Annotated in this window: 15 protein-coding genes; 7 read left to right on the forward strand and 8 right to left on the reverse strand. The window is 60.6% G+C overall.

Annotated features, from left to right (window positions below):
* Positions 1 to 86: 86 nt before the first annotated feature.
* The 6 genes from HX866_RS13945 to HX866_RS13970 all read right to left on the reverse strand — a co-directional run bounded on the left by HX866_RS13945 (position 87) and on the right by HX866_RS13970 (position 3,605).
* Complete coding sequence (locus HX866_RS13945) at positions 87 to 833, reverse strand: HvfC/BufC N-terminal domain-containing protein (RefSeq protein WP_177140005.1); 747 nt, start codon at positions 831 to 833, stop codon at positions 87 to 89.
* On the reverse strand, positions 830 to 1,675 hold the full coding sequence (gene bufB, locus HX866_RS13950) for an MNIO family bufferin maturase (protein ID WP_177100401.1): 846 nt from the start codon (positions 1,673 to 1,675) through the stop codon (positions 830 to 832). The genes HX866_RS13945 and bufB overlap by 4 nt, the downstream gene beginning before the upstream one ends.
* A gap of 77 nt (positions 1,676 to 1,752) precedes the next feature.
* The gene (bufA2, locus tag HX866_RS13955; RefSeq protein WP_177092330.1) at positions 1,753 to 2,019 is read right to left on the reverse strand and encodes a BufA2 family periplasmic bufferin-type metallophore; all 267 of its coding nucleotides are present in this window, start codon (positions 2,017 to 2,019) and stop codon (positions 1,753 to 1,755) included.
* Between the two features lie 58 nt (positions 2,020 to 2,077).
* Positions 2,078 to 2,842, reverse strand: coding sequence for an alpha/beta fold hydrolase (locus HX866_RS13960; protein WP_177140006.1), 765 nt, complete (start codon positions 2,840 to 2,842; stop codon positions 2,078 to 2,080).
* Positions 2,843 to 2,898: 56 nt separating this feature from the next.
* A complete protein-coding gene (locus HX866_RS13965; RefSeq protein ID WP_177092332.1) occupies positions 2,899 to 3,336 on the reverse strand; it encodes a DoxX family protein in 438 nt (145 codons plus the stop codon).
* On the reverse strand, positions 3,333 to 3,605 hold the full coding sequence (locus HX866_RS13970; RefSeq protein ID WP_177092333.1) for a BufA1 family periplasmic bufferin-type metallophore: 273 nt from the start codon (positions 3,603 to 3,605) through the stop codon (positions 3,333 to 3,335). Before HX866_RS13970 ends, HX866_RS13965 begins: the two co-directional genes overlap by 4 nt.
* Positions 3,606 to 3,871: 266 nt before the next feature.
* On the opposite strand from HX866_RS13970, the gene HX866_RS13975 reads away from it, so the two are divergent.
* From HX866_RS13975 to HX866_RS13990, 4 genes are read left to right on the forward strand one after another with little or no spacing between them, the layout of a single operon-like run.
* On the forward strand, positions 3,872 to 5,095 hold the full coding sequence (locus tag HX866_RS13975; protein ID WP_218179117.1) for a SpoIIE family protein phosphatase: 1,224 nt from the start codon (positions 3,872 to 3,874) through the stop codon (positions 5,093 to 5,095).
* Entirely contained in the window at positions 5,088 to 5,657 is a 570-nt protein-coding gene (locus HX866_RS13980; protein WP_177093329.1) for a SiaB family protein kinase, read from the forward strand. Before HX866_RS13975 ends, HX866_RS13980 begins: the two co-directional genes overlap by 8 nt.
* A 19-nt stretch (positions 5,658 to 5,676) precedes the next feature.
* The gene (locus tag HX866_RS13985; protein WP_177092335.1) at positions 5,677 to 6,066 is read left to right on the forward strand and encodes a DUF1987 domain-containing protein; all 390 of its coding nucleotides are present in this window, start codon (positions 5,677 to 5,679) and stop codon (positions 6,064 to 6,066) included.
* A gap of 22 nt (positions 6,067 to 6,088) precedes the next feature.
* Positions 6,089 to 6,859: a GGDEF domain-containing protein gene (locus HX866_RS13990; protein WP_177092336.1), complete on the forward strand. Its 771-nt coding sequence runs from the start codon at positions 6,089 to 6,091 to the stop codon at positions 6,857 to 6,859.
* Positions 6,860 to 6,904: 45 nt separating this feature from the next.
* Here HX866_RS13990 and HX866_RS13995 read toward each other — a convergent pair whose 3' ends face one another.
* Positions 6,905 to 8,233, reverse strand: a complete 1,329-nt coding sequence (locus HX866_RS13995; protein ID WP_177092337.1) for an OprD family porin — start codon at positions 8,231 to 8,233, stop codon at positions 6,905 to 6,907.
* Between the two features lie 568 nt (positions 8,234 to 8,801).
* Here HX866_RS13995 and HX866_RS14000 point away from each other — a divergent pair.
* The gene (locus tag HX866_RS14000) at positions 8,802 to 9,092 is read left to right on the forward strand and encodes a hypothetical protein (protein WP_177140007.1); all 291 of its coding nucleotides are present in this window, start codon (positions 8,802 to 8,804) and stop codon (positions 9,090 to 9,092) included.
* Entirely contained in the window at positions 9,093 to 9,728 is a 636-nt protein-coding gene (locus HX866_RS14005; protein ID WP_177092338.1) for a hypothetical protein, read from the forward strand. It begins immediately after the preceding gene.
* Between the two features lie 55 nt (positions 9,729 to 9,783).
* On the opposite strand, the gene HX866_RS14010 is transcribed toward HX866_RS14005, so the two are convergent.
* Positions 9,784 to 10,980, reverse strand: a complete 1,197-nt coding sequence (locus HX866_RS14010) for an amino acid aminotransferase (protein ID WP_177092339.1) — start codon at positions 10,978 to 10,980, stop codon at positions 9,784 to 9,786.
* Between the two features lie 325 nt (positions 10,981 to 11,305).
* Here HX866_RS14010 and uvrB point away from each other — a divergent pair, with 325 nt between their 5' ends.
* Positions 11,306 to 13,321: an excinuclease ABC subunit UvrB gene (gene uvrB, locus HX866_RS14015; RefSeq protein ID WP_177092340.1), complete on the forward strand. Its 2,016-nt coding sequence runs from the start codon at positions 11,306 to 11,308 to the stop codon at positions 13,319 to 13,321.
* Positions 13,322 to 13,392 lie beyond the last annotated feature (71 nt).

Consider the following 13,392-nt stretch of genomic DNA (forward strand, 5'->3'; position numbering starts at 1 on the left):
AGGATTAACGTATCCTTATACTATCCCCCCCCATAGGATATGGTCAATCACACACGCACCCGGTTTTCGAGTGTAGCCAAGCAAGATCAGTCAACGCCGACGATCAGTTCACCCGCCAGCCAACTGGCAAGCAGCGCTCCGGCCTTGGCAATCCCGGCGGTTTCGCCGAGGCGTTCAACCAGCCATTCACAGAGACCGGCGAACCGACCATCCTCCCCCAGGTGCAACAGCGCCTGGTACTCCAGCCCATCGACCGGTCGCAGCCGCACTATCAACTGCCGACGCCAGACCAGCAGGCCCGCCGTCTCGGCCAAGCGTCCAGCCGCGGGGGGCGGCAACCCTTCGCTTAAGGCCGACCAGATCGACTCGGCGTTGCTGTTCAGGAGATGGCTCCTGAGGGACGGCGTCAGTCTCAGGCAGGCGGCCTCCCAATCGACACTTGCCAGTGCTGCCATGGGCAGGGGCTCGGCATCGGCGGCCACAAACGAGTCGTCGAGCGCCCACTCGATCCAGGCCAGTTCGTGCACCTCGGGATTGTCGGGAAAGCGCCTTGCCAGGCTCGCACCAAACCCCTGTGGGTAGGCATCCAGGGTCCAGGCCCGGGGCGGACATTGGTCGATATGGCTGACCGCGGCGGCGAAAAAGGCCTCTTCACCGATCCATGCACGGACCTGGGGAAAGGCTTCTTCAAGACACCCCACCAATTGCCCGCGATAGTTGTTCTGGTAAACGGACAGCCCGGCCCTCGCCGTGCCGCCCAGATGGGCGGCCGCCTCCGGTGAAGCGCTGACCAGCCAGTTGCGCAGTTCCCGCTGCCATTGCGCCAGGTTCATGTGCCACTCCGCGAGCAGGCCCGCCCATCAAGGGCACCGAGAATCCGCGCGGTCTCCAGTTCCTTGAGCAGATCGGCCAGGGGCGGGATCCGGTCGTCGCGTTCGATCATCGTCGCCAGCGGGCCGAAGCGGTTCATCGCCACGGTGTACAAGGCCCAGACCTCGGCACAGATCGGACTGTCATGGGTGTCGATCAGCAACTCCCGGCCCTGGCTGTGACCGGCCAGGTGAATCTGTCGAACCCGCTCATGGGGTAGACCCTCGAGAAATGCCAGGGCGTCGAAACGGTGATTGCTCGCACTGACAAAGAGGTTGTTGACGTCGAGCAACAGCTCGCAGCCGGTACGCCTGGACATGGCGGCGATAAACTCCCATTCGGTCATCGAGGCGCCGTCGAAGGCCAGGTAACTGGAGGGGTTTTCGAAGAGCATCGTACGGCCGAGCACATCCTGGGCTCGGGAAATATTCTCGCAGACCTGATCCAGGGCCTCGTCGGTATAGGGCACGGGGAGCAGATCATGGGAATTGAAATGATCAATGCGCGACCAGCTCAGGTGGTCGGAAACGAACAGCGGCTCGATCTCGTCGACCAGGGCCTTCAAACGCCGCAGGTAAGCAGTGTCGAGCCCGTCCGCCGAGCCGATGGACATTGAAACGCCGTGCAGCGCGACCGGATAACGCTCGCGAATCTGGCGCAGGATATGGCGCGGCTGGCCACCGTCGACCATGAAGTTCTCGGAGATCACCTCGACGAAATCGACCGGGACCCGGGTCTCGAGGAAGTCCCGATAATGCTCCTTGCGCAGGCCCAGGCCGTAGCCCGAGAAAGTGGAAGTGGACATCGCATGCACTCGGCTTGAGAGAGGAATACTGTCTTGAGGGCACCGCCTGACCTCTAGGAGCAGGCGGTGCCCTACCCTTACTTCGACTCGGTCAGGGTGCCGCCAGCCTTGAGGCACTCACTTGGGGTCTTGACCAGAACGCCCTGGCCCTTGCAGCTGTTCAGCCCCTTGCAGTCACTCTTGGCGGTGGCGCAAAGGCTTTCGCCCTTGCAGCTGTTGACGCCGTAGCAGCGGCCCGGCTGCTCTTTCTCGGCGGCGCTGGCCGATACGGCAAAGGAGGCGGACGCCAGTGCGATCAGCGCGGCGGCGGTGGCAATGCTCAAACGGGATGCGGTGCTAGCCATGATATTTCTCCAGGTTCAGTCAGGGGGACAGCAGTCATGATGCAAATGCGGGTGGGTGTTACTTGACGTTCAGCGCGGCCTGCTCGATGACCTTCGCCACCGCTTCGGGCTGCGAGATATACAGCGTGTGGCTGCCCTTGATCTCGGTGACCACGGAGCCGGCGCGCTTGTACATCCAGCGCTGCAGATCCGGGTTGAGGGCCTTGTCGTCGGTGGCGACGATCCCGTAGCTCGGTTTGTGGTGCCAGGCCGCGGCCCAGGTCCGCGCCCCGAAGGTCGTGGTCGCCGCCGGCACTTGCGAGGCCGCGAGGAAGTCGGTGCGATTGCGGGTCTGGTCGGCGGCGAAGTCTTCGCCGAACTTGGCCCGGTCGACGAACAGGTGGCCATCACGAGTGGCATGGATGTCGTTGCTGGGTGCTGGCATGGATTCCAGCAACTGGGTCAGGCTTTCGCCCACTTCCGGTTGCAGTGCGGCGACATACACCAGCGCCTTGACCTTGTCGCGCTCGCCGGCCATGCCGATGACCGCGCCGCCGGAGCTGTGACCGACCAGAACCACCGGACCGGCCTGCTGGTCGAGGACCAGGCGGGTGGCGGCGATGTCTTCGTCCATGTTGGTGGCCGGCTGATGCACGACGGTGACGTTGTAGCCCTTGTGGATCAGGATGTCGTGAACCACCCGCCAGCCCGATCCGTCGACAAAGGAGCCGTGGACGATAACGATGTTTTTCGCCCCTGTGGCCGGCGTCGCATCGGCGGCGCTGGCCCACATCGGTGTCGCCAGGGCCAGTGCGGCGAGGGCCAGGGTTGGAAGCTTGCGCATGATGTTTCCCCACAGGCCGCCAGGGCCTGATGTGATGGTGATTGATGGGTGGTGCGTTAGCGGTATTGGCGCTGCAACAGCGCATCGAGCGACCAGCGACCGCCGCCATGAGCGATCAGCGGCAACAGCAGGCCGGCCCAACTCAGGTGCGTCGGCCAGGCATCGGGATAAACGAAGATCTCGATGACCAGGGTCATGCCCAGCAAGGCGGCTGCGGCCGGTCGTGTCAGCAGGCCCAGCACCAGCAGGATCGGAAACAGGTGCTCGGCATAGGTCGCCAGGTGCGCCGCCAGGTCGGACGGAATCAACGGCAACACGTACTCCGAACGGAACAGCACGTAGGTCGACGGCTTGATCGTCAGCAGACCCTGCACCTTGGTGCGTCCCGACAGGAAGAACACCGAGGCGATCCCCAGCCGCGCCACCAGCAGCAACAGCGGCTCTGGCAACAGGCGCATCAGGCCGGCGCTCGCGGCGCTGTTGCCGCCGCTCATGGTTGTTCCGTCAGGGAGCCGACACCCTTGGGCGTCTTGATCTGGGTGCAGGTGCCCTTGTCCACCAGTACCCAGGCATTGCCCTGGTAGTCAGCTTCGGCGGTGCCGGCACAAGAGGTGCCCTTGCCGGCGGCACAATCGTTCTGGCCGGCCTTGGACACGCCGTAGCATTTCTCCTTGGGGCTCTCATCGGCGGCATGGGCAGTGCTGGCGAGGACCGTCAGCGAGAATGCAAGGGTGGCGGCAAGGGCCGCGTAGGGGCGCTTCATGGACATCTCCCGATCAACAATGGATGGCGCGAACCTGCAGCGTCGTGGGCTGCGTTGTTCGACCAGCAAAGTTAATCGCGAGCGTGTATCCCTTCTGTGTCGCGGAACCGGGCAGAAGGTCGCCGGATGTATCCGCCGCAGGTTTCTACACACTGTGATACATGGACCCGGCGAGAGACCGTCATATAAGTTTCATATTGCACGGATAGCATTGTGCCTTCACCTTGCCCGGCGACCCCAGCATGCGCGCGGAAAACTTCCCCTTTATGCGTCCACAGCGGCCTAGAGATCACCGCTGCGCCGGTGACTTGTGCATTGAAGTGCCCGTGATCGATTCCGGCAGCACCAATGCCCTGGTGATGGAAACCTTCAACGCGCACAAGGAAATCGTCTGCCTGGCGGTGCTGGAAGGCGAACGCCCCATCGGCCTGATCAACCGCAATATCTTCCTGTCGATGATGAGCAAGCCGTTTCACCGCGAGCTGTACGACAAGAAAAGCTGCATTGCCTTCATGGACAAGGAACCGTTGATCGTCGATGCCGGGATGAGCATTGAAGAGCTGACGTTCAAGACCGTGGAATTTGGCGAAAAGACCCTGGCCGACGGTTTTATCATCACCCGCCACGGTCAATTCGCCGGATTGGGCAGTGGCCTGCAGTTGATGGAAGTGGTCGCGGCCATGCAGGCCGAGAAAAACCGCCAGATCATGCAGAGCATCGAGTACGCCAGCGTTATCCAGCGCGCCATGCTGCGCGCCTCGCGGGACACCCTGAAGTCGACCCTGGACGATGCCGTCCTGTTGTGGGAACCACGGGATGTGGTCGGCGGCGACTTCTATCATTTCTGCGCCTACCCCGATGGCTGGTTCGGAGCGATTGCCGACTGCACCGGACACGGTGTGCCTGGCGCCTTCATGACCCTGATCGCCTCGTCCTCGCTGACCCAGGCGCTGGCCCATCTGGGCCCCCGTGATCCCGGAGCGCTACTCTCGGCCGTGAATAAAAGCGTCAAGGAGTTGCTGGGCCAGGTCCAGGGCGTCAATGAAACACCCGAGTCCGATGACGGCCTGGATGCGGCTTTCTTCTGGTTCGAAACCACGAGCCAGACCCTGAGTTTTGCCGGCGCGCGCATGTCGCTCAACCTGTTGCCACCCGCTGCCCAGCAAGTGGAGACCCTGGCGGGTCAGCGCGTGGGCGTCGGCTACGTGGACAGCGACATCAACTACCAATGGCCGGTGAACCGCGTGGAGATCGTACCGGCGACCCTGGTGTTCATTACCACCGACGGCTTGACCGACCAGATTGGCGGCCCGCGCAACATCGCTTTCGGCAAGAGCAAGGCCTTCGACACGATATTGGAACACCGCAATCAGCCGGCGACCGTCATCTGCGAAGCGTTGCAACGCACGCTGGCCAATTGGCAGGGAGAGCAAGCTCGGCGTGACGATCTCACCCTCTTTTGCGCGCGTCTTGGAAACGATCATGATTAATTCGAATACCGTACACCCCGACAGCCACTTCTTCGACCTGGCCCAGCAGCGCAATGTGATTTTCTATCACATGGGTTATTTCTCGCACACCATCATCACCGCGATGGCCGAGGTGGTTCGCTTGCAGCTGGAAATATCAGGTGTGAACGGGCCGACACGACGCAAACTGTTTTCGTCCTTCGTCGAGCTGTCGCAAAACATCATTCACTACTCTTCCGACTCGCTGCCCACCCCGCCGACCGAAGAGACGTCGCTGCGCCAGGGAGCGGTGTGCATCAGCGCCGAAGGTGACCGCCACCTGATGCTCTGTGCCAATCCGATCGCCACCAGCGACGTCGACCGCTTGCGTGAAAAGCTGGAGCCCCTGCGCAACATGTCGCTCGAGGAGATCAAGCAGGCCTACAAGGTCAGCTTGCGGGCGGAAACCCCGGTGGACAGCAAGGGGGCTGGCCTGGGCTTCCTGACAATGGCGCGCGACGCCAGCGCACCGTTGGAATTTGATTTCTACCCAAGAGCGGACGAGCCGGGAACCACGCTGTTCTGCCTTAAAGCCACTATCTAAGTAGAGTGACGCAATCGCCATGGACAATTTTTACATTGAAGCAACCCCCACCTCACCGGAGGTTGACTTTCGTTTCGATCAGAATCTGCTGACAATCAAGGGCGAATCCTACCCGGAGAATGCCGCCGCCTTCTATGCCCCCGTACTCCAGCAACTGCGTGCCTACCTCGCCTCCCGCGAGGACACGACCATCACCACCCATATCGCGCTGGCCTATTTCAACAGTTCCAGCACCAAGATGCTGTTCAGTATCTTTGATGCCCTGGACAAGGCGGCCCAGGTGGGCAACGAGATGCAGGTGAACTGGTACCACGACGAAGAAGATGAAACCATTTTCGAGTTCGGTGAGGAATTGAAGGCTGACTTTACCGCCATCATCTTCAACGACCACGCAACGACTCTCCCATAACCCACCGAGAAGGATGATGAGCATGAGCGCTTCAGTCACTTCCATCGGCACACAGGATGATGCGGAACCCGACCTGTTCAGAAGCGAAACCGACGCCCTTGAACACGCCCGTTCCATTCTGGCCCTGACTGAGGCTGACGCGCCGATATACCAGCAGGCACTGGGCGACCTGACCGCCCACTTCGAACGGCTCATGCGTGAAACGCGCCGCCTGATACGGCGCAGCGACCGCGCCGAGCGAGAAATGAACACGCTCAATTCCCAGCTGCAGACCCTCGCCCGTCAACTCGAATACCGTGCCACCCACGATGCGCTGACCGATGTGCTGAACCGTGGTGCCATTATTGACCTGACGGTACAGGCCCTGCAGAAAACCGGGGCGGCGATGGTGGTGCTGGACATTGACCACTTCAAGCAGATCAACGACGAGTTCGGCCATCCGGCGGGCGACGCGGTGATTCAAGGCATCGTCGGCTGCTTGCGCCGAGCCGTGGGTAATGCGGGGTTTATTGGTCGCGTGGGCGGAGAGGAGTTTACCGTACTGATTCCCGCCGGCACCCTGGAGGAAGGCCTCGATCTGGCCGAGAGCCTGCGTGACAGCATTGCCTCGCATGTCTTCGGGCAACCGGTAAACCGGCAGATCACCGCCAGTTTCGGGGTCAGCGCCAGCCCCGTGGGCACCAATTTCGACAGTGCCTATGGCTTGGCGGATGCCGCGTTGTACCAGGCGAAACGTTCGGGAAGAAACCGCGTCGAAGCGGCGCGGGCAGAGGCGGATGCCAGCCCGTTGTAACCAGCGGAAGAGAAGAGCCTGGGCCCTCCTCTTCCCACCCTGTGATCAGAAGATCGAGATAGGGTAATCGGCGATCAGGCGCAGCTCATTGTTGTCGCCTTCAGGCTGATCGGCATTGGCACGGTGGAACGACTGGCGCAGACGCAGCGACAGATTCTTCACCGGACCGCTTTGCACCACATACTTGGCTTCGACGTCGGTCTCATGGTGCGCACCGTTGGCACCGTAGTGCAGTTGGTTGTACGCGCTGTCCGCGGCCATCTTGGTGCCGTCGATGTCGTCACCGTAGATATAGCGGGTCATGAAGCTCAAGCCCGGCACCCCGTAGCTCAGCATGTTCAGGTCGTAACGCGCCTGCCAGGACTTCTCGCCCGGACCGTTGAAGTCCGAGTACTGCACGGAGTTGGCCAGCAGGATCGAGTCGCCGCCATCGCCAGGGCCGTTGGTGCCGAAGCCGACATAGTCGAATGGCGTGTCACCGTGGATCTTCTGGAACGCCAGGGTCACGGTATGCGCGGTCAGGAAGGTGTAGGCCGTGGCGAAGGAGAACGCGGTGTTGTTGATCGGGCCAGCCTTGGCCGCGCCTTCGTCATTGGTCTTGTACAGGTTGAAGTCAAAGTTCAGCGACTGGCCTGGAGAGATTCCCAGGGTGTAGTTGGCGTTGGTGTAGTACTGACGCCAGACGTCTTCGAACTCGGAACCGTAGAGGGTGAAGTTCAGGTTGTCGTTGACCTTGTACTTGCCGCCGAGGTAGTTGACGGCGCTGGCGGTCACGTTGGCGTAAGTGGCATACAACGAATGATCGTTGCTGGTCGAGACCACGCCGGTACCACTGGTGAAGTGACCTGCTTCCAGGTCCAGGTCCTTGATCTCGCTGCTCAGCAAATCGAAGCCAGTGGCGGTTTCCGGAATCAGGCGGGTACCGCCGGCGGCGAAGACCGGCGCGGTGGGCTGCATATCGCCGTAGAGCAACTCGGTCTTGGAAATGCGCATTTTCACAGCGCCGCCGGCCTTGGCGTAATCGTCCTCGGGCTCACCGTTGCGGCCCACTGGCAGGTTGCCGGTATTGGCCGTGCCTGCACCGCCATCAAGCTTGATCCCCCAGTAACCGAAGGCATCCACGCCGAAACCGACGGTGCCCTGGGTGAAGCCGGAGCTGTAGTTGCCGAAGATACCCTGGGTCCAGTCCTTCTTGTCCGCCGGACCGTTTTTCACGTCACGGTCGAAGTACTGGTTCTTCAGATGCAGGCTGAGGCTGCTGTCCTCGACGAAACCCTTGGAGTCGTCTTGATCCGTCACGGTAGCCGCCATGGCCACCTGGGCCACGCCCAGCGAGACCGCCAGCGTCAGGAAGTTGAGTTTGGTCGACATCATTGTAATTCCCCTGGTTAATAATGTTTCACCCTCTTGTTAGTGCGAACGGCGAGGCACACTCCGTCCTCCGCGCTAAGGGGTGGAAACGTAAAACGGTGAAGGGCAGAAAGGGCCCGAAGGCAAGAACAATCTTCGCGTTAGCGAAGGAGGTGGCGGGTGCTGCATTGCCGATTCCCGGGTGTATCAACGACACCCCGCAGCCCTTTAAACAAGGCTTTGTACGCTATCGCTCATGGCTTTTTGCCAATAAGTTTCAACGCACGTTGAACCGTCAACCCATGGCCTCTTTTGTTATTGTGAATGCCACCACCTATATATAATTTTTTGCCCCCCACATTCATGAACACTGTTTTAAGTAGCGGTGAAAATTTCTTCACCGAGTTTTAAGTTGCGGTTCATGTTTCTCAGGGTGATTGCTCATGGCCTGCAAGACAGCTCGCTTTTTCTTGACTGAAACTTCCTAGAAACACCCTCCCCCCTGGCGCCCATCCGTCTCTCTGGCTAGCCTGCGACCTATCACATCAGTGATCGGGTTTGGTGGACTCTGAGGAAGCGGGAGCACAAAGGAATGAGCAAAGAAACCGTTCAAGGAAAGCGTCACAGGATAAATATCGAAAAGGTGCAGGACTTCTTCGACAGCCACGGCATTTCGGTCGAGTGCCTTATCTGTAAAACAGACGAGTGGCGAATACCTCACGCTCACTCCATGGGAGGAAACGCCCTTCCTTGGGGAACAGGTGCCGGCGAGATGTATATGACAGGGCTTCCAGTCCTCGTGATGATCTGCAAAAAGTGCAAATTCGTACGCCAACATTCTTTGCTCGACGGCGACCTGGCCGGTGTGGTCGAGGCATTTTGAATGCTGACCTGTATTGATTACGAATCAGTCGGCGGAGAGCAATTCAAAGGTTCGAAGGGACTCGGCAGAGGTCCCGATACCCTTGACTGGGTCAGCATTGCCAGCAGGAAACGAGGCTCTTTGACACCGAACACGTCGAGTAAAAAAATCGACGCCACTGGCGGAACGCCGTTAGAAAGCCATCAGCCAAAAATCCACGACAACGACAGCCCACCCAAACGAAACGATACTGACACCATGACCGATATCACCGACTACCGCCAAGAACTCAAACTGCGCGACGATCAGCTTCGTCGAGAGATGGCGCTGCGCCAGGATTCTTTTCGGGCAGAGATGGACTTACGTCAAGAGTCCTTTCGGGCAGAGCAGGCCGTGCGCGACAAAGCCCTCGACGAAAAATTCTCAGGTTTCTTTCGGGCTCAGGCTGAGCGTGATAAAGCGTGGGAAAAGATATCGGAAGCGCGCTTTGAAAGAATCGAGAAGGATGTCGGCAGCATCAAGACTGACGCCAAAAAGGTCGCCGATGACGTCAACGGCATCAAAGTGACAATGGCTAAATACCTTGGAGCAGCCGTTGTTATCGGCGCCCTCGCCTCTGCTGCCCTCGGGGCTGCAGCCAAGCACCTCCTGAACTAAATATTGGTACAAACGAAAAGCCCGGCATTACGCCGGGCTTTTTGGTTTTTCCGGGTCAGATCACCTGAATGATCGCCTTCACCACCGCTTCGATATTGCGCTGGTTCAACGACGCGACGCAGATACGACCGGTATCCAGTGCATAGATGCCGAACTCGTTTTTCAGGCGCGCCACTTGCTCGACGGTCAGGCCGGAGTAGGAGAACATCCCGCGCTGGCGGCCTACGAAGCTGAAGTCACGCTGGGCGCCGTGCTGGGCCAGCAGGTCGACCATCTGCATGCGCATGCCGCGAATACGCAGGCGCATTTCCGCCAGCTCCGCTTCCCACTGGGCACGCAGCTCAGGGCTGTTCAACACTGCCGCAACGATGGTCGCACCATGGGTCGGTGGGTTGGAGTAGTTGGTGCGGATCACGCGCTTGACCTGGGACAGGACACGGGCGGTCTCTTCTTTCGACTCGCTGACGATCGACAGTGCACCGACACGCTCACCGTACAGCGAGAACGACTTGGAGAACGAGCTGGAGACAAAGAAGGTCAGGCCCGACTCGGCGAACAGGCGCACGGCTGCAGCGTCTTCGTCGATGCCATCACCAAAGCCCTGGTAAGCCATATCGAGGAACGGCACCAGGTCCTTGGTTTTGACCACGTTCAGCACGTCCTGCCAATCGGCCGGGGTCAGGTCGACACCGGTCGGGTTGTGGCAGCAGGCGTGCAGTACAACGATGGACTTGGCCGGCAGCGCATTGAGGTCTTCCAGCAGACCGGCACGGTTCACACCGTTGCTCGCGGCATCGTAGTAACGATAGTTCTGCACCGGGAAACCCGCGGTTTCAAACAGCGCGCGGTGGTTTTCCCAGCTCGGGTCGCTGATGGCGACCGTGGCGTTCGGCAGCAGTTGCTTGAGGAAGTCAGCACCGATTTTCAGTGCACCGGTGCCACCGACCGCTTGAGTGGTGAGCACACGACCGGCGGCGATCAGCGGCGAATCCTGACCGAACAACAGGGTCTGCACGGCCTTGTCGTAGGCTGCAATACCGTCGATCGGCAAGTAGCCACGGGAGGCATGCTGAGCCGCGCGCTGGGTTTCGGCTTCGACAACGGCCCGCAACAGTGGAATTTTCCCACTTTCGTCACAGTAAACACCCACACCCAGATTGACCTTGTCGGTACGGGTATCGGCATTGAATGCTTCGTTGAGGCCCAGGATAGGATCGCGTGGTGCCATTTCGACAGCGGAGAACAGGCTCATTATTGCGGCGGCTCTGAATGGGGGGTGGAGGGAAGTGACAACGCTCCAGCCGATTGCACTAGAGCGGTGCACAAACGGGGAGCTAGTATAGAGGCCATCACCGGTCAGGGCGACCGGCTATTGTCGGAATCTGACAAGTTTTTTGATTTATTTGCGGGACGCCCGTCCAATTGCAACAGAATGCATGGACGACGATTGCCTTGAAAGCTGTCGTACCGGGCACCATATCCAGCATTATCATGATTTTTCCCTACGACATCGGTCGTAAGAGGACTTTCTCGTTTTCGCCATGACTGTCAGGCGGGAACGAACCCAGAGGTAGGCTATGTCCGAATTCCAGCTCGTCACCCGCTTCCAGCCCGCCGGCGACCAGCCCGAAGCCATCCGTCGGATGGTCGAGGGTATCGAAGCCGGCCTGGCTCACCAGACCCTGCTCGGGGTGACCGGCTCGGGCAAGACCTTCAGCATCGCCAACGTGATCGCCCAGGTGCAGCGCCCGACCCTGGTGCTGGCGCCGAACAAGACCCTGGCCGCGCAGCTCTATGGCGAGTTCAAGACGTTTTTCCCGAACAACGCCGTGGAGTATTTCGTTTCCTACTACGACTACTACCAGCCGGAAGCCTACGTGCCCTCCTCCGATACCTTTATCGAGAAGGATGCGTCGATCAACGACCATATCGAGCAGATGCGTCTGTCGGCGACCAAGGCGCTGCTGGAGCGCAAGGACGCCATCATTGTCACCACGGTATCCTGCATCTACGGTCTCGGCAGCCCGGAAACCTACCTGAAGATGGTCCTGCACGTGGACCGTGGCGACAAGCTCGACCAGCGTGCCCTGCTGCGCCGCCTGGCCGACCTGCAATACACCCGCAACGACATGGATTTCGCCCGCGCCACCTTCCGTGTACGTGGCGATGTGATCGACGTCTACCCGGCCGAATCCGACCTGGAAGCGATCCGTATCGAGCTGTTCGACGATGAGGTGGAAAGCCTCTCGGCCTTTGACCCGCTGACCGGCGAAGTGATCCGCAAGCTGCCGCGCTTCACCTTCTATCCGAAAAGCCACTACGTGACACCGCGGGAAACCCTGCTCGGCGCCATCGACGGGATCAAGGAGGAGCTCAAGGAGCGCCTCGACTACCTGCGCGACAACAACAAGCTGGTGGAAGCCCAGCGCCTGGAACAGCGCACCCGCTTCGACCTGGAAATGATCCTCGAGCTGGGTTATTGCAACGGTATCGAAAACTACTCGCGCTACCTCTCGGGCCGTGCCTCCGGAGAGGCGCCGCCGACCCTCTACGACTACCTGCCGGCGGACGCGCTGCTGGTGATCGACGAATCCCACGTCAGCGTTCCGCAAGTCGGCGCCATGTACAAGGGCGACCGCTCACGCAAGGAAACCCTGGTGGAATACGGTTTCCGACTGCCCTCGGCGCTGGACAACCGGCCGATGCGTTTCGATGAATGGGAGTCGGTGAGCCCGCAGACCATCTTCGTCTCCGCCACCCCCGGTAACTACGAAGCCGAACACGCCGGCCAGATCGTCGAGCAGGTGGTGCGCCCCACCGGCCTGGTGGACCCGCAGGTGGAAATCCGTCCGGCGCTGACCCAGGTCGACGACCTGCTCTCGGAGATCAGCAAGCGCGTGGCCGTGGAAGAACGCGTGCTGGTCACCACCCTGACCAAACGCATGGCCGAGGACCTCACCGACTACCTCGCCGACCACGGCGTGCGCGTGCGTTACCTGCACTCGGACATCGACACCGTGGAGCGCGTGGAAATCATCCGTGATCTGCGCCTGGGCGTCTTCGACGTGCTGGTGGGGATCAACCTGCTGCGCGAGGGCCTGGACATGCCCGAGGTGTCGCTGGTGGCGATCCTCGATGCCGACAAGGAGGGTTTCCTGCGTTCCGAGCGCTCGCTGATCCAGACCATCGGCCGGGCGGCGCGCAACCTCAACGGCCGGGCGATTCTCTACGCGGACCGCATCACCGGCTCCATGGAGCGGGCGATCGGCGAGACCGAGCGCCGTCGCGACAAGCAGATCGCCCACAACCTGGCCAACGGCATCACGCCCAAGGGTGTGGTCAAGGATGTCGCCGATATCCTCGAAGGCGCCATCGTGCCCGGTTCGCGCAGCAAGAAACGCAAGGGCATGGCCAAGGCCGCCGAGGAAAACGCCCGCTACGAAAACGAACTACGTTCGCCGAGCGAGATCACCAAGCGCATTCGCCAGTTGGAGGAGAAGATGTACCAGTTGGCCCGCGACCTGGAGTTCGAGGCGGCGGCGCAGATGCGCGACGAAGTGGCGAAGCTGCGCGAGCGCCTGCTGGCTGTGTGATCGCCGGACTTTGGGAGCCGGCTTGCTGGCGATGGCGTCGGCAAGAACACCGCAAGGCTCAAGGGCCCCAT

The organism is Pseudomonas gingeri, assembly GCF_013386165.1.
In the GTDB taxonomy this organism is placed as follows: Bacteria; Pseudomonadota; Gammaproteobacteria; order Pseudomonadales; family Pseudomonadaceae; genus Aquipseudomonas; species Aquipseudomonas gingeri_C.